Consider the following 21500-nt stretch of genomic DNA (forward strand, 5'->3'; position numbering starts at 1 on the left):
CAGTGACGCGACGCCCTACAAATCATGCGAACCTGGCCAGGTTTTTCGCGCGCGCTTTTGCAGCTTCTTCCTCGCGACTGTGCGGCGGATGTGAAGTCTCAAGCGAATTGAGCAGTTCGCGCGCGCATGCCGCGATGGAAACGATTGCGTGTTCGAACGCTGCCTCATTGCGTTTCGAAGGTTTGGTCGTTCCACTCAGCTTTCTTACGAACTGCAATGCGGCATCATGGATTTCCTGATCGGTCGCCGGCGGATCGAAATTGAATAGCGTCTTTATGTTTCGGCACATGACTCGCTCCTAGTCATCTTCATCTCCTTTCGACCTTAAGACGACCTGCCCACTCACCGGGCAGCGCAGGTGCTGCGGTCCTTTGCAAGATCTTCTGGCCATCCATCAGACCGTATCCTAGGCCGCTCCACCTCGGTTGTGAACAAAGATACCGTTACCGCCGTTGTCGGACCGGATGAAGCCAACCTTTGTTGCATTAATCACCTCACGGTACCCGTCGCCGTAGCGGCTACCTTTGATAATCCCGAACACCATCGCTGATTCGGTTGTTCGAGGGCCGGCCGATCGCCTTATGCCGGATCGACGCCGCACCGGCCGTTCTGATCCGCTCAAACGGCCGTCGCGCTTGGCGCTCGCTGAGATCAAGCACATGCGCCGCCGACACCAGCGTCATGCGGCCGGCGATCACCTTCTATCGAGTCTCGATCCCGTTGCAGGTCGCGCTCGCTCATCGCTATCGGTCCCATCCGCAATCGCCACTGTCATCAAACCCGGGACGATCTGAGGATGCGCTCCGGCAAAGGACCCGACCGGACTCCAAGCTGCCCGAATCAGCGCCGCGCGGTCCGCAGTTGCGGTGATTGCTTGTCCGTCTTCAGCTTGTCCCTGAACCAGTCGAGCGTTAGGGCCACACCCTGTTCGTAACTGATCTTGCACAACCACTCGGGCATGACGTAATGCGCATTGGTCAGGTCCGGCCGCCGGTTGGTGGGGTCCTGCGGTGGTGACGGCTCGAAGACGATCGGTACGCCGCCGACAAGCTTAGAGACATATTGCGCGACCTCGAGAACGGTAATCTCGCGATCATTGCCGACGTTCAGAGGGCCCTTGTAGTCGGTTTCGTTGATCCAGAAATAGCGCGCGAAACCGTCGACGATGTCATCGACATAGCCCCAGCTGCGGGACTGCTTGCCGTCGCCGAATACGGTAATCGGGCGACCCGAGAGCGCCTGGGTGACGAAGTTGGAAACGGCGCGTCCATCGTCGGGCCGCGTTCGCGGGCCGTATATATTGAAGGGTCGGACAACCTTGACGTTCAGTCCCAGGGTGCGCTGCATTTCGAACAACAGCGATTCCGTGCAGCGCTTGCTCTCGTCGTAGGACGAGCGTGGCCCGGTACAGTCGACCTGGCCTTTGTAGGATTCCGGCTGCGGCGAGACCAGCGGGTCGCCATAAACCTCTGAAGACGAGGTGAACCCGAAACGACCGCCCTTCTTCAGGAGATCGAGAAGCCGCATTGCCCCGAGAAGATTGGCAGAAATCGTCCGCTTCGGCTCCTTCATGTACCAGGGCGGCGACGCGGAGAGGCAAGATGGTAGATTTCATCGAATTTGTCGGAGGTCTGCAGCGTTTCGACATCCGATTTCACGAAGTGGAAACGCGGGTCCTTGATGTGCTCGATATTCTCGAGAAGTCCGGTCCAGAGGCTATCGACGACGACAAGTTTCTGAATGTCCGTCCTGAGCAGAAGGCGGTCGCACAGATGCGATCCGATGAAACCAGCTCCGCCGGAAACCAATACGGTTTTCATTTGCATTGCCCCTCGTGATATCAAGAAAGGTAATTGTTTATTAGCGGTCCCCGCATGACTGTAATTGCTGCAAAATTCTACGATGCACTCGTACGACAAACTTGCGGCAAGGCGAATAGTCCTGCTATCGATCCTTGGCAATTGCGGCTACAGCATGGCGTTCGATGAGGAAAGCATCTTGGCGGTGGCCACGCTCGAATCCTCCGAGAGCCGGGCAATGGCGTCGCCGCTTGGCTGGATCCACTATGCGCTCTTCCTCCTGCCGGTTCTTTTGCATCATTGGCAGCGGCCGTGGGCATGGCTGACGGCCGCAGCTCTGGTGATACCCGTCCCAGTCATACTTGGTTACTTCGGTGCTCCCCGTCTAGCGCAATTAGGGCCTGGTTCGGTCTACGCCTGGGCCCTCGTACTGCTCCTCATCGGCCTGATCGCTGCTGAGCGGAAAAGGCAATCTGCTGCTCATGCTTTCCTGCGGTAGATGCGCCAATTCGTTGTCTCCCGCACCTTCTCGTAATGGCGGGCGATATAGTGAGCAAAAACGTCGCGCATGCCATTTGCCGTCCAGATTTCTATCGGCCATTTGGGATCGAGGATCAGGTCGATGTCTGAAAACATCTCCTCCGCGGGTGGATGATATTCGGGACCGAGAGTCCGTCCCCAGTGATACCAGGCGCTGTCGCCAACGGGCGGTGGGAGCGCCAGGCCGGCCGAGAACGGGTTGACGAAGTCCAGTACGGCGACAGTCTCTTGGCCTGCGCTTAACTGAGACAGCACGTCCGATGCCTCAGCCAGAGTGAGATTATACCGCACAAAACAGTCGTACTGACCAACACTCCACGTCTCGACAAGCCGAATCCTGGAAAACGCCGGCAGCGGCATGGGCTCGCCGCGCCCGGCAAAGGCGTAACGGGCATGAATGGCGACAGCCGCGGCATTGCTTATCGCCGCCGGCACAAGCAGAAAGGCCAGCAGGAGCGGCAAGACGAGGCGAGCCTTCCGGTGCAGTCGGGAAAGCTCGGCCTTCAGAAGAGATTGAGTGATGACAGCTGCGCTCGGCCCCAGCGTCAGGATGCCCGCGCGTTGAAAGTTTTGTTCAATCAGCAGCACACCGGTTAAGACGCAAAAAACGATAAAAAAAAGATGGCGGTAGCTTGGTGCGAGGACAAGAAAGATGCCGGCGGCAATCGCGTAGACAGTGAGGCCAGCGAAATTGTTCAGGAAAACGTACCCCAGAGCGCCGGGGGCCGGCAGCCCGCCGCTATTCTCGCCCGCAAGGCGCAGATCGGCGAGGTAATTGAGGCTGCCGCGCCAGAGAAGTTCGATTGCCAGGACGCTTATCGCGATCATCCCGAACGCCAGCGCCGTCCACCCGATTTGACGTCGGTCGGTTGCCAGGAAGACCAGAAATGCGAGCTCTACAACGCTATAGGTGATCTTCGTGTAGAGCATGAACAATACGAGGAAGCTTGCACAGGCGGCATCCATGGCCCTGCTCTCAGCGCTGGATAAGCGGGGCAGGTACATGACCAAAAGAAGACCGAGCGAAGCCCAGCCCAGCCGATTGTAGAACATCGCAAATGTGAGATCGCCGATCCGTTCTCCAGGATTGGCAGGAGCCGCGACGAGCAAAAGCAGAAAAGCTGCCAACGGCAAACCGAGCGCCTTGTGCATGCGGCTGCCGAGGATCGCCGCGGCAACGGCCGCGAACAGAAGGATGACTATGGCCATTCCCACTGGCATCGCACCACCCATACTTCCCGAAAGGCCATAGCCGACAGCGGGAATATAGAAGGTGAGCGCTCCAAGCGACGTATGGAAATCCACGTTCGGAACTTGTCCCGACCAGATGCGATGCGCACCATCGAGAAAAACAAACAGATCGTTGACGTATTTGGAGGTGATCGTCTGGTTAGGCAGAGCGAGAAGACCTGAAAGCACCAGAGCAAATGGGACGATGGCGGTCCACCAGACGTATTGGCAGCCCGCCCCTGGCGATGCGCGTTCCTTCTCCGGCATCGACCTCACCGCCTGCGTCACCGCGCCTCGCTTTCCAACGCGGCCTGGCGTCGCTGATAAATCGTCCACTCCGGCGTTTTCTGCACCATGTCGAAATTCTTAGAAATGAACGGCCCATACAGCTCCTGTAACGGCAGACTATTGATGCCGGTCTTCGGCACCATCACAATCTTCACGTCGGCGAACAGTGCTTCTGGTGGAATATAGGCCTTCTCATTGATATTGCGGTTCCAGTGGAACCAGGCGGTGTCACCTGTCGGAGGGCGTATCCCGAGTCCCGCGGAAAAGGGGTTGACGAAATCGAGTACGAAAACCCGCTCGGGCGGAATTGGCAGGGCTTGAAGTAAAGCCCCACCGCTTTCGATACTGTCGAGGTAGCGCCGAATAAAATCTGGCTCCCCACCGGGCGGGTCGATTTCCCGGACGTCCTCAAATTGCGGAGGACCGAGAGGTTTGCCCACATTCTCCGCGGCAAGTGCGGTGTGGAGAGCGATCGCCGCTCCGTGATGGACGATGGGCGGCAACAGAAAGAAGATTAGAAGCAGTGGCAGCGCAGCTGCAAGACGAGCGGACCGCTCCATCTTCGCGCTTTGGTCGACAGATCGGAAGCGCCGTGCTTTTTCCGCCAGGACGGCCGCTCCGCAATAAAGGGTAATAATACCCCAGCTGTGGGCGTTCTGGTTGATAATTGCCAATCCTGCGACCGCGCAAAACCCATAGTAGAGGAGGTCTCGAAGACTGCGGGTCTGCCACAAGGCAATCAATGAAAAGGCAATGAAGACGACCAGATCCGAGGAATTCTCACGGATATTTTTCAGTACGCTGAAGACGTCATGATCACCACTGACCCGTGCGGCCGCCCGCAGATCCTCTAAGTGCTGAAGCGTGCCGCGCCAGAAGAACTCGATGATGATCATTGCGAGCGCGGTCAGAAGCAGGCTGAGCAGGATCCAGAAACGCTGCTGCCGGTCCAACAACAGGAAGATCAGAAACATTACGCCGCAGAGACCATAGGTCGCCTTCGTATAGAATTGGACAAGCAGAAGAAAGGCCGTCGCCAGACTGTCTGCAACGTCGTTGCGGGCGGCTTTCGATCTCGGCTCCAGGTACATCACCAGGATGAGGCCGAGAGCGACCCACCCGATGCGATTGTAGAACATCGCGAAAGAAAGAAGCCGTACCGGACTTCCGAGATTGATCGGGACAGCCAGAATCAGGATCAGGAATATGCCCAAAGCGATGGCTAACGGCGAGCTGAGGCGCGAAAGAAGGATACGTATCATTGCAGGCATGAACGCGACGATCAGGAGCGCCATTCCCATCGGTATCGCGGCGCCGAAATTTCCGGACAGGAAGTAGCCCAGGGCAGGGATATAGAAGACCAACGGTCCGAGCGCCGTATGAAAATCACGGTTCGGCACCTGTCCGACAGCGATACGATGCGCTCCATCGATGAATATCAAGACGTCGTTGATGAAGGCGGTGTTGATGGTCCGTCCAGGCAGGGCAAGCATGGCGGCACAAATTGCCGCGACCACCAGGAGCGCAACTTGTGCAGAAAAAAGGCGGCGCCTCATCTAAACTCCGCCCTTTCCCAGAACAGGTCTTGATACGCATCGGTGCGAGGAAAATGCCGATCAACAAGATGGAACATGCCGACGAAACGGACAAGGCAATCTCTAGCTCTTATTCCCCAGGTATCGATCACAGCCGCAACCTCTTGAAGATCGGTTCCGGGATGCCTCGGACTATCGTCATGAGCGGATACCAAATCCGCCTGACATAGACGACGTCCCCTCCCTTGCCGCCCTCGGCAACGGCGAAAATCCTGTCAGCGACCTCTGCAGGCTCGGCGGTCAGCAGTGGCGGAAGCTTCATTCCGTCAGTCATTCGCGTTCGGACAAAGCCGGGTTTAACGGTGAGGACGCGAACACCGGCGTTAGATAGTCTGTTTCTGAGGCCGGACAAAAACGCCGTCAGGCCAGCTTTCGCGGCGCCATAGACATAATTTGATCCTCTCCCGCGATCGCCGGCGACCGAACTTATGCCGACGATGGTGCCAGACCCGCGCGCGGCAAAGCGGCTAGCCAGGAGGCCGAGCATCAAAGCCGGTCCTTCGAAGTTTGTCCGCATTATCATGGCGGCGTGTTCGAGTTCCCTTTCGGCGCGGGCCTGCTCGCCGAGTTCGCCGACGACGCAAATGGCCGTGTCAGGCAATGGCGACACGGTGCTCAGAAATTCTTCGAAGCGGCCGGTATCAAGAATATCCAGCTCATGGACTGCGACGGCTGCGCCGGTGCGCGTGACGATGTCATCGGCTTCGCGTTGGGCAAGCTCACGCCTGCGTCCGACCAAATGAATGCCCCACCCAGCCGCGGCATAGACCAGGGCAGTCGCACGGCCAATATCCGACGTCGCGCCAATCAGGAGCAGTGTCTTGCCGATGGCTTTCATATGCCAAGCCTTTTTCCCAGCTGGGAACTAAAGTGACCGTCGGCTCCCGTTGTTCGCCGCACCTCTTTGAACGCCTGTAGTCGGGGGTAACCGGCTTCGAACGTATGACGGGATTGCCTTGCATCTTTGGCGAGATAGAGCCGCCCTCCCGCCGCGACAACCAGCTTATCAATTTCGTCTAACAACTGGAACACGTCGGGCGCGACCGGCAGGTCGAGCGCGAGGGTATACCCTGGCGCCGGAAATGACAGAAGGCCTGCGCCGCCCTTCAGCCTTTTCAGAACGGCCAGGAATGAGGCTTTTCCAGAACGAGCGAAACGATCCAGTATGCTGCTCAAAACCGGGAGCGCGTTTTCGTCAGGCACCACGCATTGATGCTGCAGGAAGCCGCGCTTGCCGTAGAGCCGGTTCCATTCGAGAAGACCGTCAAGGGGGAAGAAGTAGCTGTCCCAGTGGACCAACGAGGTTCGGGCTGCTTTGCGGGCACCCGCCCGATAGTAAAGATGGTTGAATGCAGAAACGCTGGCTCGGTTGAGCGTCCAACCAGGCAGGTCGACCGGTACTGAAAAACGAGCCGCCTTGAAGGGAGGCAATAGCGCTGCTTTTGGCATTTGAGCAATGTCACTCGGACTGGCGTGCTCGCCGGCAAAAATCAGCGAGCGGCCGAGCGAAGGGCCCCGCGAGAGGCAATCAATCCAGGCAACGGAATAGGTCGCGTCGTCAGTTTGCTTCAAGGCTTTTAGCGTATCGCCGAGATTTTCTGTAGCGACGGTCTTTTGAACAATCCACCCGGTACTGATGTGCCTCAGCTTAAAAGTAGCTTCAGCGATGATGCCCGTCAGACCCATACCGCCGAGCGTCGCGAAAAAAAGCTCAGAATTCTGGCTTCTGCTGCAGGTGAGGATCTCACCACTGGCAATAACCAGCTTGATTTCGCTAACGTGTTCGCCGAACCCACCGTCGCGATGATGGTTCTTCCCGTGCACGTCGGAGGCGATCATTCCCCCGACAGTGACGAACTTCGTTCCTGGGACCACGGGGGGAAAATAGCCTCGGGGGATGAACGACCTGAGAATGTCCGACAGCATGACGCCACCTTCGACCGTCAGGGAGGCATTCACCTCGTCGAAGCTTTTCATCCGGCTCAATGAACCGCAGTTCAAAGTGAGATGCTCACCGATCGCGGCATCGCCATACGAGCGGCCGCTGCCGCGAGCAATCAGACCCGCGCACGATGACACCGTTCCAGGCAAAGCTTCCGGCAGCCTGCAATCAAGCACTTCAATATCGTGGCGCGGATAACGTCCCCATCCCTCCATCAGCCTGTCACGCCCCCTGCAACTTGAAAACGAATTTTCGGTCGAGCGCGAATTTCGAGACGTAGCCAATCGCCAGGCCGATTGCCCCGCCTGCGTACTTCGCAAGATCCGTTCTCCAGACTGTCCAGAAGGCAGTTTCGAACCCCCAGAATATGATCGTCGTCACGACGCTGAACAGGCCGTAGAGGACGATCTTGAGCAATTCGTCACCATGCGACTCGTATCGGTCAAAGAAGATCCACCTTTTGTCGAGGAAGTACTTGAGCCCGAACCCAGCGGCGGTGCCTGCCAGCATTGACGGCACCAGGCTCTGCGACGGGTATATCTTCACGACGGCCGCCTGCACCGCAAAATTTGTCAAAGTCGAGAGGATCGCGAACGCGACGTAGCGAACTGCGATACGGGTCGACATCCCTTCACGCGCGTAATGGGAACGCATCTCGCTCACCTCATAACGCGGCGATCACAAAGGCTCCGGCAACGACCAGGGTTGCGAGACTCACTTTGTCTTTGATCGCAAATACGATCGGATCGTCGTGCATCAGTCCCCGATGGGCCAGCAACAGGATACGCGCAATCCAGCAAGCCAGGATTGGTCCCGCCAACCATAAAATCCCTGGCCGGGTGTAGAGATCCTGCACGCCGTCGCTTGCAGCGTAGAGAGCATACAATGTGAGCGCGTTCATCCCGGCGCCGGCCGCCAATGCGCCGATCATGCCCACGTCTCCATTCTTGTAATCGCGGCTCTTGGAGTCGGGTAGATCTGCGGCTCGGCGAGAAATGAGCTCCGTATATCGCTTGACGAGTGCAAGCGAGAGGAACCAGCTCATCATGAAGGCGAGCAGCCAAGGAGAGGGCCAAACTGAAATCGCCGCCGACCCTCCTACCACGCGTGCTGTATAAAGGGCTGCAAGGGTCACAACGTCGAGGATCATTTTTCGCTTCAGAAAGAACGAATAGGCGGTGGTCAACGCAAAGTATCCGGCGAGCACCAAAATGAAGGCGGGTGAAATCGTGAGGGCAACCATAAACGACAACAGAAGGAGAATGGGGATTACCACGAGCGCGTGTGAGAGCGGGATATCGCCGCAACCCAGCGGCCTGCGGCATTTGCTGCGATGTGCGCGATCGTCCTGAAGGTCGACCAGGTCATTCAGCACATAGACGCTCGAAGCGCAAAGCGAGAAGGCGGCAAAAGCTAGAGCGGCATTGGCGAGACTATGAACATCGAAGAGCTGATTTGTCAGCAGCGGGATAAAGACCAGCGCATTCTTGACGTATTGATGCACCCGCAGCAACCGCGCCCAAGTCCGCCAGGTCGGCTTGTCGTGCGCAAGATGCTCGACATTGTTGCATTGGCGCGATAGTTGCCGAGCAACCCTGGCCGACGTCCGAATCGCGTATGATTTTCCAGCGTGACGCCATACAGGCAGATCTGCGGCGTCGTTGCCAACATAGTCGAAGCCACCATGGCCAAAGGCCGCAACGAGCTTTTCCGCCTTCACCTCGGCGGCGCAGTTAGTCATCTCGTCCGTTGCAAACCAACCGTTGAAGACACCTAAATGGTCGGAAACGCGGGAGACGAGGCGCTCGTGCGTCGCGGACGCGAGATAGACCTGACGTCCCTCTTCCCGCGCCGACTGGATCAAGTTCAGAACCTCGAGATCAAAGGGCAGGATAGCCGGATCGAAATCCGCCGGTGCGGAAAGACGGTGCTTGAGGCATGCCTTTCCCCGGCACGTTGCCAGGAAAAGGTCAACGATGGAAAAAGGGCGGCGCCTGAGTTCAGAGAACGCGGTCTCAATCAGGAGGTCGGATCGGACCAAGGTGCCATCGAGGTCGATGACCAGCGGTCGCGACGACTCCGAATTTTGCGGTGTCGACGAGCCGCCGAGCGATGATATCGTTCGACGAGGTGCAATCCACTCGTTCTCCTGGCCCGTCGGCAGAAAATCTCTTCGAAGCTCAAACTCCTGGCGCAATTCGCTCAAAGGATTTCCCTTTTTACTGCGGGTCGGTGGAAATCGCCGAACAACGGCCACGCCACTTAGTTCCATGACGCCCCAAACGCTGGCGTCCTGACGGTGCTCGACGTTCCTGCACCTCCAGTTTCATACAGGCTGCGGATCTTCCTGCGCGAAAGGAATTATCAATGCTCAACCTGGCACCTGCTCGTTGCCGTGGCATGACCTGGTTGCGCTGAGCGACGTACTCTGCCGGACGGAGTTTCGACGGCAGGAACAAACCGCTGATGTGCCGGTTTGGTGCCCTACACGCAAAGACCGGACGAACGAAGCGATGAACTTGGCACTTGTTCTTGGGACAATGACACTGACCTGCTGGATGGTCGGCGGGGCTATTGCCGTCTTCGGAAATGTCGAGCAATGTCACCCCCACCGTCAGCGGATCAGCGAGTTCGTCACTCTCGGCTTGAACATCTTTGGACTCGTTTGCGCAATCCTTATGGGAGCCGTTCTGGTCGCGTAGCAATGCCGAAACAGTTGAACGCTTGTTAGGTTACTGGAAGCTTCTCTTGGCGCAGCCAGCTTTGCCCACTGTGTGGTTAAGCTTGGTGCCCGTGGGGTCGCCTGCGCCATCTTTGAGACTACGTGCGTTGGCACATCATACATCTAGGTTGTCAGCTGTAGATCCAGCTGGCGATCGCCACTGCCAGCGCAACAAGAGCCAGCGTGGTGATGAAGATGCGCAAAGGGTTAGAGCGCGTCGTCTGGGGTATGGTCCCTGCACTCCCGGGTTCACGCATGGCGACATCGTAGTTGCGTTGGCGATCGGCCGCTCCCCAGTTCTGAGTATGCAGCGCCGTCTCGATCTCTTCGTGGCTCATCGGCTGACCTGCGGCCTCAGCATCTGTTTCCAGGGGTGCGGCTGCAGGGTCAAATCCCGATCTGATGTCTCCACTGTCTCCTGATTGGATTCGACCGCGTACTTCGGCAGCGGTCTTGCCATCCTTCTTGATCATCGCGGTTCTCCGAGTTCGCTTGAAGTTGGTGCCGCGCCGTCGCCCCCGCTCAACCTCCAGATCGAGATCGAGCCCGCGGTGATGATGAGGCCGACAATGAAGACAGCAGCCACATAGGACGAAAGCAGCCATCTGGGTGAACCTTGGTCCATTGTCGATTCTCCGCTTCCTACTGCTTGTAAGCTTTCAAAGCGTCCGCTCGCTGGGCGCCTGTCCGCCAAGACCTGGGTGACAGCACTCCCATGGATGACGGGCGCTGCGTTGGCTTGCGTGCTGTGACATCGCCGTTCCGATCCACTCCGCCAACATCAGGATGCCTGCGAGGCAAACCGGCGGCAGTGGAGCACTCTTGCCGTGCAGATGCCGCTAACATTCAAGCTCGGCAAAGGTTCCACTTGTTTCGGCTCCGGAGGCCAATTCGACTGTTGCGGCCTCCGCGGATCGGCTCCGAGACTCGGCAACACATATCGAGTCCAATTCGGAGCCCGCATGCGGTGGTTTGTCGGCGCTCGCTATTGGTCCACCCGATTGATGAGCTGGTGTCACAGTTGTTCATGAGCGAAACTTGCCCGTTCGCCTCAGGTTGCTGACGCCTCATCGGTCGTTCTTGTGTTCGCGCAGACGATTGTGAATGGCGAGGGCCGCGATTTCGCCTTGCGCCATCGACACACCGAGCTGGTTCAGCCCTGTGACAACATCGCCAACCGCGTACACCCCTTCGATGTTTGTTCCCTGATGCGAATCGACTTTGATCCGCCGGTCCTCCTCGAGTGCAACTTCGAGTCGCTGGGCGAGCCGCGAATGGGGCCGAACCCCCAACGCGGAATAGAGCACGGCCTTTTCGAGCACCGCTGATGCTTCGAGGACGAGGTAGGGGAATTCGAGGACTGAGCAAAGACGCTCGTGGCCATTCCAGCTGCAAGCAACCGTCTAGTTACCCTCCAATTCGTCCGGCTGACGACGTCTGCGTTTAGAGACGAGCGACGGGAGAGCAATGGAGCTGCTCTCCCTTTCAGGTTCAGGCGGCTTCGGCTGAGAATCGGTCAAACAGCGGCTTAAGGCGGGGATGACGGGCGGCCGTAGGCGCGTGGATCTCGACGATTCGTCCAGATTTCGTCTCGCGCCGGAGCCATTCGCTAATCGTCTCAGCGCTGGTATGATCCATGTAGAACAGATGTTTACCGATGATATTGACTTTGCGGCCGTCGGGTAGCCCTTCGAACGTGCTGAGTAGCGCCGGCACGTCTTTGCAGGTGACCGCTCCGCGCAAACGGACATGAATTTCGTCGTCGATCTCAGCATGCCTGATTACAAGCTTTCGGCGCAGATAGGGGAGAATTTCCAGTATCGACAGCGCAAGGCCGAGCGCCACGCCAACCAGCAAATCCTGAAGGACAACCATTGCCACCGTCACTGCCCAGATTCCGACCGGTACAAAACCATGGTGCTGGAACAAGTGACGCACATGGTGGAGACTGATCAGCCTCCAGCCAGTGACGAGGAGTACGGCGGCAAGCGCCGTCAATGGCACCATTCCCAGCACGCCCGGCAAAAGCGCCACCAACGCCAGAATCCAAAGTCCATGTAAAATCGCCGAGGTGCGCGTGCGAGCTCCGGCCTGGATATTGGCCGATGATCGAACAATGACACCCGTGATCGGCAATGCCCCGAGCAATCCACAAAGGCCATTACCGACGCCTTGGGCGAATAGTACCTTGTTGAAGCGGGTACGTTCTCCATCGTGCATTCGGTCGACGGCGGCCGCGGAAAGAAGCGTTTCGGCGCTTGCAATGACGGCAATCATCAACGTCGCTAAAATAATGCCGGGCTGCACAAGCTGGGCGAAATTCTCGGCCGTCGGAAACGAGATGCTGTCAACTAGAGAGGCGGGCACGTCCACGCGAGCTATCGGGAGTTCAAGGGCGATCGTCAGGACTGTGGCAGCAGCGACACCGACAAGAGCTCCCGGGACCAGCGACAGTGATTTCGGGCGGAATTTCTCCCAGCACACCATCGCAAGGAGAGCGATAAGGCCGGCCAACAGTGCAATGGCCTCGTTGGTGACACTGGTGCCCGTTAACCGGCTGACGCTGTCGTCGATGGCGGTGACATTCTCTATGCCGCCTGCGGCGGGTTTGGCATCCATGAGAACATGGATCTGTCCCAGGATGATCAAAATGCCGATGCCGGCGAGCATGCCATGAACCACCGCCGGAGAAATCGCTCTGAACCACGAGCCAATTCTCAGGAAACCCGCCACGATCTGCAGAAGTCCGACAACGAGGAGCACAGGACCGAGCATGGCAATGCCATGCTGTTCGACGAAGCCGAAGACGATCACGGCAAGACCGGCGGCAGGTCCGGAGACCTGTAGAGGCGACCCCGCGAGCAGGCCGACAATGACGCCACCTACGATACCGGAGATCAGCCCCATGGCCGCGGGCACCCCCGATGCGATCGCAATGCCGAGGCAAAGTGGAATAGCAACAAGGAAAACCACGAGAGACGAAGCGAGGTCGCGTGAAACAGAGCCGATGTTTGTCATGGCACTATTCTCCGGAGAGCGCAGCCGCGACGCGCGGCATGACATGCGGGCGATCACGCCCCGTAACAGCGACTGGCAGCGGCTCACTCTCCCTCACCTCGGTAAATGCTGCCAACGCTCCGTCATAGACCTGGACCTCACCCGTCTCGATGTCGAAGAACCAGCCGTGGAGTGTGATTTCGTTGGTTGCGAGCTTTGCCGCCACTGATGGATGGGTCTTCAGGTGGTCAATCTGTACGACAACATTTTCCATCGCTACTGCACGCACACGCTCAGCGTCGGAAAGGTCGTCGGGATAGGCTTGGCATACGACCGAATAGGCGGCGTGGCTGTGGCGCAGCCAGGCTGCGACATTGGGCATCGGCTCAAGCATTTCCGGATGGCACAGCCCTTTCATCGCTCCGCAATCAGAGTGACCGCAGACGACAATGTCACTGACGCCGAGCGCCAGAATGGCGTATTCGATCGCGGAAGAGACCCCACCATTGAGGGTCGAGAAGGGGGGAACGATGTTGCCTGCATTGCGGCAGACGAAGAGATCGCCGGGGCCGGACTGCGTTATCGTTTCCGGCATCACGCGGCTGTCGGCGCAAGATATCATCAGGGCATGGGGCTGCTGACCTTCGCGCGCCAGTTTGCGGTAGAGCGCCGAGTGGGTCGGGAACACGGCGCCGCGAAAACTGGAGATACCTTTCAGGAGATCACCCATATTCGGATCCTCTTTCTGGCCGGACGTCGGAGGGAATATCTCTCATCCGGCGGGTTGCAGAAGCGATCTGTTCGCACACGCACAATAAGATGTGGCGAGAACCCAATGAAAGAGGCTCTGCCATTTTTGCACCGCAACAATTTTTGAATGAGAAGTGATCCGGTCGCGCGCTAGGGTGACTATAGAAGCGAGGCTTAACTGTCCATTAGCCCGCGTTCGTTCGAAGCGTCGAACTTGCGGACATCCCCATGCATGCGGCCCTGCCACCGGCCAACAAACGAGACGGTATCGGCGGCATCGAGATGAGCGCTGAGCGCTGTCTGGTCTGCCCATCGTTCCGATATGAGCAACCTTCCGGCCTGTAGATCGTCCACCGCGGCGTCATAAGCAATGTTGCCGGGACGCTTTCGCGTGGCAATCGCAAGCTGCTTTAGGTCCGCGAGAAATTGCACCACGTCAGCGGGATCGACGTGTATGTGTCCGGCTATAATGAGCATGACGCCTCCTTCTGCTGCCGCTGCCCTCCGACAGCCGACTGATGTGGATTTGACGGGCGGGACTTGCGTTCGTTAAACAACCGAGAGCACAATTTTTCCTTGAATTCTTCCTTGCGACGCGCGCTGATGCGCATCTGACGCTTCCGCTAACGGATAGACGCTGTCGATCACGACGCGAATGGTGCCGTCGTCGAGCAATCGACCGGCCTCGGCCAGTTGCGCGCCATTCGAGCGAACCTGTGTCGACGACACCGTTATCTCGCGCCTTTCCGCTTCCTCATGACCGGAAAAGCCCAGAGGGTTGACGAGATACAGTGCTCCGCCCCGCTTCAGGACCCTCAAAAAACGCTCCATGTTAGGGCCGCCGACAGCGTCGATCACGAGATCCACATCCTGTACGGCCGCCTCAACGGACGTCGTGGTGTAGTCGATGAACTGATCAGCGCCCAGCTCGAGCAGAAGCGCCTCGTGCTTGTCGGAGGCGACAGCGATCACGCGCGCCCCTCTCCACTTCGCGACCTGAACCGCCAGATGCCCGACGCCGCCACCGGCACCGTTGATCACAACGGTCTTGCCGTCGAGCGGGATGGGCGCATGAGGGAACGACTGGAACGGGTTCGGGGCATCGTGACCGAGTTCGACCAGAAACTGCCAAGTGGTGAGCAGGGACATCGGCGCACCGGCTGCCTGGATGTGTTCGATGCCCGCCGGCTTGATTGCCACTTCCGATGCGGACACGCGGACATACTCAGCATAGGCGCCGCTGCCTTTCATGACGTCTTCCGGGAAACGCACCAACGCAAAGACCTCATCGCCGACTTTGAATTCCGAAACACCGTCGCCAACTGCCGCGACGACACCCGACACATCGGTGCCAAGGATCAGAGGAAACACTGGATCGGGCTGCCATTCTGGCGGCAGCGCGCGATACCCGTCACGCAGGTAGAGATCCGGTGGATTGAGGCTTGCCGCATGAACGCGAACCAGGACCTCACCCCTTGCCGGTGTGGGTCGCGGCGCATTCTGGTAGCGCAAGACTTCCGGGCCACCAAACTCGTGCAGCTGAATTGCCTTCATCGCCTCGGTCATCATAGCCTCACTTTAATGTTCACTGTTCGATCAGAAGATAGCCCCGCCCCATACTGTTGATAATTGCGGTGTTGTTCGCTTTAATAGTGCCATGAAGGAACAAATGGGTTTGGAGAGGCTGGCCGGCCTTATTGCGTTCGCGAAAGCAGGGTCTCTGGGAAGCTACACAGCGGCCGCTCGATCGCTCTCTATCTCTCCCTCGGCGATCAGCAAAAGCGTTCAGCGGCTTGAGCAGCATCTCGGCGTCTCGCTGTTCATGCGGACGACGCGCTCGCTGACCTTGACCGCCGAGGGGCGCGACCTGCATGAGCGCGCCTTGCGTCTGTTGCGCGATGCGGAAGAAATCGAGCAGGTGGCCAAGGCGGCGCGGGCAGAGCCCTCCGGCACCCTGCGAATTGCAGCGTCGCTGCCGATCGGCCTGCATGTCATTGCGCCTGCGCTTGCCGCATTCCGGCAGCTGCACCCGAAGGTGACGATCGATTTGCGGCTGAGCGACCAAATGGTCGACCTCATCGAAGAGGGTATCGATTTGGCTGTCCGTATCGGTGAGCTCGGTGACTCGCGCCTTCTGTCACGCCGGCTTTCGCCGCACCGGCTCTGTTGCTACGCGTCGCCCGAGTATCTTGCTACGCGCGGCACCCCGGAGCATCCCGATGACCTTGAGGGGCACGAGACGGTCAATATGCGCTACCAAAGCACTGGCCAACTGTTTCGGTGGCCTTTCCGGATTGGCGAACGGGAGATCGAGATCGTGCCTTCTTCCGGTGTTGTCGTCGATGCAAGCGAAGCTGTTGTTGCTGCAATTGCTGCGGGCGCAGGCGTCGGAATGGGCACGAGTTTTACGGCTGCGCCGTGGATCAAGCGCGGCGAGTTGATCCCGGTTCTGTCCGAGTTTGCAGTGGACCGCCATAACATTACGGCCGTCTGGCCCGAGAGCCGCCGTACCAACCCGTCCGTTCGCGCCTTCCTGAACATGTTGATCGAACTGGCCTAGCTGCGGGTGCTCGTCTGAAGCCCCTACCCTTCAGGACTGGTCCATCGCCTTTCGACGGCGAGCAGCATTGTGCCAACTCACCTGGGCCTTGTGTCCGTCATACAGGACAATTTCGGGAGGACGGCGTTAGCGATTGCGGGCAATGCCTTTCGTCGCCGCACGCGGCTGTCTTAGCCGTATTCCCGCTGCACGGCGTCAGATGCAGGACATAATCACGGCGACCAACCCACGAGCAATGGGGGCTTTGGCATCGCTGCTCCGCTGAATTTGCGATAGCGGAGGCAGATATCATGGCGATCTCGCGTGAGACGCAGTCATCCCCCGGCGCCTACCTTCACATCCGGTCACGCCGGGTAACCAATCGTCAATTACGGTTTTGGAATACACGCGTATATTAGAACTTCGACGATTACGATCGCTGCCCGGAGGGATCGAGGACAATGGATTGGGACGCAAGCTCTGCTTTCACACCCGTCGGGCTGGCTCTGCGCGGCCAGCCAGTTCACAGGATCATCCGAACCCTCGGCGACGCTGCATATATGCTGCTCAAGGACTGGCCTTCCGATGACGGCGAAGAATATGTCACTGCGGTGAAGGCTTGCGTCGATGCGATCAGCGGTCAGATCGCTCCGGAGCAATTTCGGGATGCGTTTCTGCGTGCGGCCGATGAAGCGGGCATCGCAGCGATAACTATCGTCACCAAGACAACAATGAAAACCGACTCGCAACTACATATTAGTGCATAATTTTTGCATGGCACGCACACGCAGGCAGATCGACATCCCGGAATCAGATCATTGTCCGCATGCGAGCTGAATGGAGGTTGCCGCTCGCCCACGGTAACCGGAGGTTCACCATCTAACCAAAGTATCTGTGAAGCAGCATTCCCTCCCTGTTGATTTCAAAGAGATTTCAGGCTGATGTAGGCGCATCCAAATCTATGGCTTGAGAATGCAGCGCTACCAGATACAAGCACTCGAGAACGGGTCGTGGGCGGTCATAGATCACCAGACCGGCAAGCCAATAGTTGACCAGCAATTGTCAAGCGAGAGAACGAGGCTGGAGGCTCAGGCCTTGGCTGATTTTCGCAATGGAATATCTGCCCCTCCACCGCAGCAGATTTCCTCGCGGCTTCAGAAGATACGTCGTGCTTGGGCACTCCTCTCTGCGAAGCGGTAGACGAGATAGCCGCTTCGCGCTTCCTTGTGGGCAAGGTCAAGGGCGATCGAGAAAGCAATCGTCGTAGCCATCAGTGGCACATGGAAGTTGTCGACCAGATTGTCGGTAATTAATGTGCCAACAATGCTGATCAGCACCACGGAAAGCCAATAGGCGGCGGGAACATATTTCCTCTGCGCAAACTGCCAGACCAGTGCGACCGCCAGAATGAAGCGCAGCCGGGAATGCCCGTCGAGGCTTTCGTCAAACCAGAAGAGCGTACGCCGCCGTCCTTTCTCGTCAAGCCGTTTACAGACCAGGTCATTCGCATATTCCGCCCAGAGTAATGTCCGCATTGCGAGATGAATCAGGGCTTCCTTGACCGGAATGAGGAAATGCAGCGCGCGGTGGCGTGAGAGCGAGAAGGCTCGGAGGTTTGCGCCACGCTGTATCCATTTCATACGGATTGGTGAAGTTACTGTCACACGAGCGGAATATCGGGGTGCTAGCGTCGGCATCGCTGTTCAAAAGGAGTTACCATGCGCAATCTAGCCCTGTCGCTCGCCCTCGTCATCGGCCTTGCTTCTTCGGTTTTAGCAGAAGATGCCAAGCCATTTTCCGATGCCAAGGAAATCGACCTCGTTTCGCTGTTGCCGACACCGCCCGGCAATAATTCGCCGCAGATGCAGGCCGAACTCGCTGAAATACTAACGATCCAGGTTACCCGCACACCTGAGATGGCCGCACGTGCCGTCGCCGATGCGGATGAAGATGTCTGGCGCTTCGCCGATGTGATCGACAATCCCAAGTTCAGCAAGGAAAACCTGCCGAAGTTCGCCGCCTTCTTCGACCGCGTCGTCGCCACAGAAGGCGCTGTTGTCGATCCGGCCAAAGATTTCTGGAAGCGTCCGCGGCCTCACCTCTACAGCGACCTGGTCAAGCCGATTGTTCCCCTCTCGAAGTCGGGTGCTTATCCGTCGGGTCACACCACCGTCGGCACGCTGATGGGCATCGTCCTTTCCAACATGGTGCCGGAGAAAAGGACCGAGCTGATGGCACGCGCGTGGGAATATGGTCATAACCGTATTGTCGGCGGCATTCACTATGCTTCGGACGTCGAGGCTGGCCGCATCGCCGGCACCGTCATTGCCGAAACGATCCGCACCCATGACGACTACAAAGCTGAATTTGAAGCCGCCAAGGAGGAACTGCGATCCGTCCTTGGTCTGTCCCACGTCTGAGCCGATTGACCGAATATCCATTTGAACCGCCGGCGAGAAATCCGGCGGTTCTGTGCTTTCAGGCATGGTCGCCCTTGGATGACCTCGCGTTAGAGTTTACTGCCTTCAATTAACGTTTCCGGCAATTTATGCCGAACGGCAGCTAGACCCCGCGGAGGTTACCTTTGGTGGCTTCAGCGCAGTCGTCGTTGAGTACCTAACGACTTGATACATTTCAGTCGCTGCCGACCATTGTCGCCATCCCTCGCCTTGATGACAGCAGAACCGATAGCCCTGCAATTACAACACTCAGCGAGAGCCAATCTTGTGAAATTCCCGGCTCTTGATCTTCAAGGCATCCAAGTGACGATCCGGCGCAAGCAAGTCCCTCGCCTGGGCGGAAACACTGTTTCGTGTGACCGAACGGCCGCTTGAGAAGAAGTGCCCACCAATAAGCTGATTAGAAGCGAGATCGAAACGCTCGGTCGAGCTTTACCGGGGACGGCACCTGCATTATATATTCTCCTCAAGGAGAATGATTATGGCCAACGCATCGTACGCCTACACGCCCGCCGAGGCCGCAGCAGTCAGCGGGATCGCTGTGAAGTCGGTGCACAATGCGATCGACAAGCGGATCATCGCGACTCATCTCATCGGCGGCAAGGGTAGAGCGCTTACTGATGAGGATCTGCTTCGGTTGAAGCTCTGGTATGGCGTCGGATCGATCTTGTCCGCCGAGCGCCGCAAACGTCTTTTTGATACCATAGACCAGAACCCGAATGCCGATACCGTTAGGGCGGACGACTATCTTATCGTCGATGTCGCGCGGGCAAGGGAGCAACTGGCCGCACGTGCCGAGGCTCTTCGAGAAGCTGAACGAATGATCCAGAGTGTGAAGGGCGTCGTGGGCGGCGAGCCGGTGTTCAAGCGAACCCGTGTTCCAGTGCGAACGATTGCCGCGATGAAGACCCAGGGCGCAAGCACCGCGGAAATTGTCGAGGGTTACCCTTCGCTCACCGAGCGCATGGTGGAGCTTGCCGAGATCTGGGCTGTGGCCCATCCCGCCAGGGGACGGCCGCGGAAGCTCTCCGAGCAGGGCCTGAAGGTGAAGTCTGAGAAGCGTCTGCGAATTCGCAGCGAAAGTGCTGCTAAACCCTCCGGCTCACCTTCGTGAAGTTTCTTATTGATGAATGCCTTCACACGTCCCTCGTCGCCGTGGCGCAAGTGCACGGTCACGATTGCTTTCATGTGAATTGGCTGGGGCTGAGCGGCGAGACCGACTGGGATCTGATGCCTCGCATCGTAGCAGAGGATTTCACGTTCGTAACGAACAATGCGCGCGACTTCCGGAAGCTCTACGCAAAAGAGGCGTTGCATGCGGGTCTGGTGATAATAGTTCCCCAGGTGCTACCTGCGCTGCAACGAGATCTGTTTGCGCTCATCTTGCAGGACTTGGCAGGGGCACAGGATATGGTGAACGAGGTCGTCGAAGTGAGCCTCGATGGCGAGGACGCGGTTCTCACGCGCTATTCGCTTCCGGAGGCTTAGTCGCGCCCCCGCAACGCCCCGGTCTTCAGACCGTATCCTCGACAAGTATTCTCTGCCGACGGGGTTTCCGCTCGAGTCGATGAAGTGGCGACAACTGTCGCATCTCTAACTGGCCCAACTGTCGCATTACTAAATAGTCGCTACACAGTTCGAGTTGGATAACCGTTATTTATGGAACTAGGTTGTTCCCCGACAATGCGGTATGCATGGCGGTTTGGCTGGTAGGAAGTGCGGGCGATCACGATTCTTTTTCAATCAACAGAAACAAAACGAAGCCGACGGTGACGCCGCTGTGAAGTGACGCGGAACGTCGACATCTGCCCGACCTGGGGTGGCGCATCGTTCCTGAAGGCGGCCGACAGGGTGGTCCAGGTGTTGGAGCACGTGCCGGCGTCGGTTAAGATTGTCCGCCATGTCGAAAAGCGCATGATCTGCAGGGATGGCGATACGACGGTAGCTGGCGAGATGCCGACCCTGCCGATCGAGCGCGGCAAACCCGGGCCGGGACTGCTCGCCCATATCATGATCGCTAAATTCGACGATCACATTCCCCTCTATCGCCTATCCGAGATGTACGAGCGGTTAGGGATAGACATCTCGCGATCCGTAATGGCTGACTGGGTCGGTCGCGCATCCAGTCTGCTAGCTCCTCTCGTCTCGGCTACTAGGGCCCATAGTGCCTCCCTCCATTCTAACGAAAATAATCCACCATCAAATGCCGGGACTAAACACCCAGAGCTTTTTCGATCCGCCAGCCGGAATCGCCAACTCGGAAATCCGCGCAAACCTTTCAGCGGGCTGGATAATGCGTCACAAATTAGACGCTGCCTGAGTTCTTTGCCAACAGCAGAAAAAACAAAACGTTAAGGTGGCGCGATAGGCCAAAATATATCAAAAAAAATATCAATGTTATGTGTTGATATATCGCGGAGCGCCGTCTAGATCTGGTCAACAAGCGGCACGGGGGTCTACCCCGGTCAGCGACGGGAGGCTTAGGTGAACCGACGTGACAACATGCACCCAGACAAAATCAGATCCGACAGGCCAGAGATGAAGATCGCCCTCTTAGATGGAGAACGTGACAGCTTCCTCTTGCCCCATTCCGTTGAACTCAGCGGCGAGAGAGTGCGATAGCGGCCAGCTGCGGCCGC

20 protein-coding genes and 4 pseudogenes are annotated in these 21500 nt (G+C 57.9%); 7 read left to right on the forward strand and 17 right to left on the reverse strand.

Annotated elements, in window-relative coordinates; translation table 11 throughout:
* Positions 1-22: 22 nt before the first annotated feature.
* From ACS4RR_RS25585 to ACS4RR_RS25595, 3 genes and pseudogenes are all read right to left on the reverse strand, one after another.
* A complete protein-coding gene (locus ACS4RR_RS25585; protein ID WP_260111455.1) occupies positions 23-289 on the reverse strand; it encodes a DUF2277 domain-containing protein in 267 nt (88 codons plus the stop codon).
* Between the two features lie 238 nt (positions 290-527).
* Positions 528-756: pseudogene (locus tag ACS4RR_RS25590) on the reverse strand (helix-turn-helix domain-containing protein); the annotation flags it as partial.
* An 84-nt stretch (positions 757-840) separates the two neighbouring features.
* Positions 841-1820, reverse strand: a pseudogene (locus ACS4RR_RS25595) (NAD-dependent epimerase/dehydratase family protein).
* 154 nt (positions 1821-1974) lie between these two features.
* Here ACS4RR_RS25595 and ACS4RR_RS25600 point away from each other — a divergent pair.
* The gene (locus ACS4RR_RS25600; RefSeq protein ID WP_456190194.1) at positions 1975-2298 is read left to right on the forward strand and encodes a hypothetical protein; all 324 of its coding nucleotides are present in this window, start codon (positions 1975-1977) and stop codon (positions 2296-2298) included.
* Here ACS4RR_RS25600 and ACS4RR_RS25605 read toward each other — a convergent pair.
* The 13 genes from ACS4RR_RS25605 to ACS4RR_RS25665 all read right to left on the reverse strand — a co-directional run bounded on the left by ACS4RR_RS25605 (position 2280) and on the right by ACS4RR_RS25665 (position 15429).
* Positions 2280-3836: a hypothetical protein gene (locus tag ACS4RR_RS25605; protein WP_456190195.1), complete on the reverse strand. Its 1557-nt coding sequence runs from the start codon at positions 3834-3836 to the stop codon at positions 2280-2282. The genes ACS4RR_RS25600 and ACS4RR_RS25605 overlap by 19 nt on opposite strands.
* 17 nt (positions 3837-3853) lie before the next feature.
* Positions 3854-5413 (reverse strand): hypothetical protein, encoded by a 1560-nt coding sequence (locus ACS4RR_RS25610; protein ID WP_456190196.1) that lies wholly within the window; start codon positions 5411-5413, stop codon positions 3854-3856.
* Between the two features lie 127 nt (positions 5414-5540).
* Positions 5541-6290: an SDR family oxidoreductase gene (locus tag ACS4RR_RS25615; RefSeq protein ID WP_170258897.1), complete on the reverse strand. Its 750-nt coding sequence runs from the start codon at positions 6288-6290 to the stop codon at positions 5541-5543.
* Positions 6287-7609 carry an FAD-binding oxidoreductase gene (locus ACS4RR_RS25620; RefSeq protein WP_456190197.1) on the reverse strand — a complete coding sequence of 441 codons (1323 nt, stop codon included), beginning with the start codon at positions 7607-7609 and terminating at the stop codon, positions 6287-6289. Before ACS4RR_RS25620 ends, ACS4RR_RS25615 begins: the two co-directional genes overlap by 4 nt.
* A 7-nt stretch (positions 7610-7616) precedes the next feature.
* Complete coding sequence (locus tag ACS4RR_RS25625) at positions 7617-8048, reverse strand: GtrA family protein (protein ID WP_170282479.1); 432 nt, start codon at positions 8046-8048, stop codon at positions 7617-7619.
* Positions 8049-8058: 10 nt separating this feature from the next.
* The gene (locus tag ACS4RR_RS25630; RefSeq protein ID WP_456190364.1) at positions 8059-9513 is read right to left on the reverse strand and encodes a UbiA family prenyltransferase; all 1455 of its coding nucleotides are present in this window, start codon (positions 9511-9513) and stop codon (positions 8059-8061) included.
* A 734-nt stretch (positions 9514-10247) separates the two neighbouring features.
* Positions 10248-10589, reverse strand: coding sequence for a hypothetical protein (locus ACS4RR_RS25635; protein WP_017967215.1), 342 nt, complete (start codon positions 10587-10589; stop codon positions 10248-10250).
* Positions 10586-10741: a hypothetical protein gene (locus ACS4RR_RS25640; protein WP_017967214.1), complete on the reverse strand. Its 156-nt coding sequence runs from the start codon at positions 10739-10741 to the stop codon at positions 10586-10588. The genes ACS4RR_RS25635 and ACS4RR_RS25640 overlap by 4 nt, the downstream gene beginning before the upstream one ends.
* 442 nt (positions 10742-11183) lie before the next feature.
* The gene (locus ACS4RR_RS25645; RefSeq protein ID WP_017967213.1) at positions 11184-11438 is read right to left on the reverse strand and encodes an FAD-dependent oxidoreductase; all 255 of its coding nucleotides are present in this window, start codon (positions 11436-11438) and stop codon (positions 11184-11186) included.
* Between the two features lie 169 nt (positions 11439-11607).
* A complete protein-coding gene (locus ACS4RR_RS25650) occupies positions 11608-13134 on the reverse strand; it encodes a SulP family inorganic anion transporter (RefSeq protein ID WP_456190198.1) in 1527 nt (508 codons plus the stop codon).
* 4 nt (positions 13135-13138) lie between these two features.
* Positions 13139-13843 carry a carbonic anhydrase gene (locus tag ACS4RR_RS25655; RefSeq protein ID WP_456190199.1) on the reverse strand — a complete coding sequence of 235 codons (705 nt, stop codon included), beginning with the start codon at positions 13841-13843 and terminating at the stop codon, positions 13139-13141.
* Positions 13844-14037: 194 nt separating this feature from the next.
* Entirely contained in the window at positions 14038-14340 is a 303-nt protein-coding gene (locus tag ACS4RR_RS25660; RefSeq protein ID WP_017967210.1) for a putative quinol monooxygenase, read from the reverse strand.
* A 72-nt stretch (positions 14341-14412) separates the two neighbouring features.
* Positions 14413-15429 carry an NADP-dependent oxidoreductase gene (locus ACS4RR_RS25665; RefSeq protein WP_456190200.1) on the reverse strand — a complete coding sequence of 339 codons (1017 nt, stop codon included), beginning with the start codon at positions 15427-15429 and terminating at the stop codon, positions 14413-14415.
* 91 nt (positions 15430-15520) lie between these two features.
* Here ACS4RR_RS25665 and ACS4RR_RS25670 point away from each other — a divergent pair, with 91 nt between their 5' ends.
* Together ACS4RR_RS25670 and ACS4RR_RS25675 are read left to right on the forward strand one after the other, a co-directional pair.
* Positions 15521-16423 (forward strand): LysR family transcriptional regulator, encoded by a 903-nt coding sequence (locus ACS4RR_RS25670; RefSeq protein ID WP_456190201.1) that lies wholly within the window; start codon positions 15521-15523, stop codon positions 16421-16423.
* Positions 16424-16863: 440 nt separating this feature from the next.
* Entirely contained in the window at positions 16864-17169 is a 306-nt protein-coding gene (locus ACS4RR_RS25675) for a DUF982 domain-containing protein (RefSeq protein ID WP_456190202.1), read from the forward strand.
* Positions 17170-17640: 471 nt separating this feature from the next.
* On the opposite strand, the pseudogene ACS4RR_RS25680 reads toward ACS4RR_RS25675, so the two are convergent.
* Positions 17641-17811, reverse strand: a pseudogene (locus tag ACS4RR_RS25680) (hypothetical protein); the annotation flags it as partial.
* 309 nt (positions 17812-18120) lie between these two features.
* Here ACS4RR_RS25680 and ACS4RR_RS25685 point away from each other — a divergent pair.
* The 4 genes and pseudogenes from ACS4RR_RS25685 to ACS4RR_RS25700 form a co-directional block, all read left to right on the forward strand.
* Entirely contained in the window at positions 18121-18822 is a 702-nt protein-coding gene (locus ACS4RR_RS25685) for an acid phosphatase (RefSeq protein WP_456190203.1), read from the forward strand.
* Positions 18823-19342: 520 nt separating this feature from the next.
* Positions 19343-19975 (forward strand): DUF433 domain-containing protein, encoded by a 633-nt coding sequence (locus tag ACS4RR_RS25690; RefSeq protein ID WP_222351348.1) that lies wholly within the window; start codon positions 19343-19345, stop codon positions 19973-19975.
* On the forward strand, positions 19972-20349 hold the full coding sequence (locus ACS4RR_RS25695; protein WP_131643049.1) for a DUF5615 family PIN-like protein: 378 nt from the start codon (positions 19972-19974) through the stop codon (positions 20347-20349). Before ACS4RR_RS25690 ends, ACS4RR_RS25695 begins: the two co-directional genes overlap by 4 nt.
* Positions 20350-20667: 318 nt before the next feature.
* A pseudogene (locus ACS4RR_RS25700) lies at positions 20668-21036 on the forward strand (IS66 family transposase); the annotation flags it as partial.
* Positions 21037-21500: the final 464 nt, after the last annotated feature.

The organism is Rhizobium zaerense (genome assembly GCF_051810725.1).
Classification (GTDB): domain Bacteria; phylum Pseudomonadota; class Alphaproteobacteria; order Rhizobiales; family Rhizobiaceae; genus Rhizobium; species Rhizobium leguminosarum_I.

Excerpts from the sequence above, each read along its gene's own strand:
- ACS4RR_RS25585 (WP_260111455.1), bottom strand. The coding sequence starts at position 289 with ATGTGCCGAAACATAAAGACGCTATTCAATTTCGATCCGCCGGCGACC.
- ACS4RR_RS25600 (WP_456190194.1), top strand. The coding sequence starts at position 1,975 with ATGGCGTTCGATGAGGAAAGCATCTTGGCGGTGGCCACGCTCGAATCC.
- ACS4RR_RS25605 (WP_456190195.1), bottom strand. The coding sequence starts at position 3,836 with ATGCCGGAGAAGGAACGCGCATCGCCAGGGGCGGGCTGCCAATACGTC.
- ACS4RR_RS25610 (WP_456190196.1), bottom strand. The coding sequence starts at position 5,413 with ATGAGGCGCCGCCTTTTTTCTGCACAAGTTGCGCTCCTGGTGGTCGCG.
- ACS4RR_RS25615 (WP_170258897.1), bottom strand. The coding sequence starts at position 6,290 with ATGAAAGCCATCGGCAAGACACTGCTCCTGATTGGCGCGACGTCGGAT.
- ACS4RR_RS25620 (WP_456190197.1), bottom strand. The coding sequence starts at position 7,609 with ATGGAGGGATGGGGACGTTATCCGCGCCACGATATTGAAGTGCTTGAT.
- ACS4RR_RS25625 (WP_170282479.1), bottom strand. The coding sequence starts at position 8,048 with ATGCGTTCCCATTACGCGCGTGAAGGGATGTCGACCCGTATCGCAGTT.
- ACS4RR_RS25635 (WP_017967215.1), bottom strand. The coding sequence starts at position 10,589 with ATGATCAAGAAGGATGGCAAGACCGCTGCCGAAGTACGCGGTCGAATC.
- ACS4RR_RS25640 (WP_017967214.1), bottom strand. The coding sequence starts at position 10,741 with ATGGACCAAGGTTCACCCAGATGGCTGCTTTCGTCCTATGTGGCTGCT.
- ACS4RR_RS25650 (WP_456190198.1), bottom strand. The coding sequence starts at position 13,134 with ATGACAAACATCGGCTCTGTTTCACGCGACCTCGCTTCGTCTCTCGTG.
- ACS4RR_RS25655 (WP_456190199.1), bottom strand. The coding sequence starts at position 13,843 with ATGGGTGATCTCCTGAAAGGTATCTCCAGTTTTCGCGGCGCCGTGTTC.
- ACS4RR_RS25660 (WP_017967210.1), bottom strand. The coding sequence starts at position 14,340 with ATGCTCATTATAGCCGGACACATACACGTCGATCCCGCTGACGTGGTG.
- ACS4RR_RS25665 (WP_456190200.1), bottom strand. The coding sequence starts at position 15,429 with ATGACCGAGGCGATGAAGGCAATTCAGCTGCACGAGTTTGGTGGCCCG.
- ACS4RR_RS25670 (WP_456190201.1), top strand. The coding sequence starts at position 15,521 with ATGAAGGAACAAATGGGTTTGGAGAGGCTGGCCGGCCTTATTGCGTTC.
- ACS4RR_RS25675 (WP_456190202.1), top strand. The coding sequence starts at position 16,864 with ATGGATTGGGACGCAAGCTCTGCTTTCACACCCGTCGGGCTGGCTCTG.
- ACS4RR_RS25685 (WP_456190203.1), top strand. The coding sequence starts at position 18,121 with ATGCGCAATCTAGCCCTGTCGCTCGCCCTCGTCATCGGCCTTGCTTCT.
- ACS4RR_RS25690 (WP_222351348.1), top strand. The coding sequence starts at position 19,343 with ATGGCCAACGCATCGTACGCCTACACGCCCGCCGAGGCCGCAGCAGTC.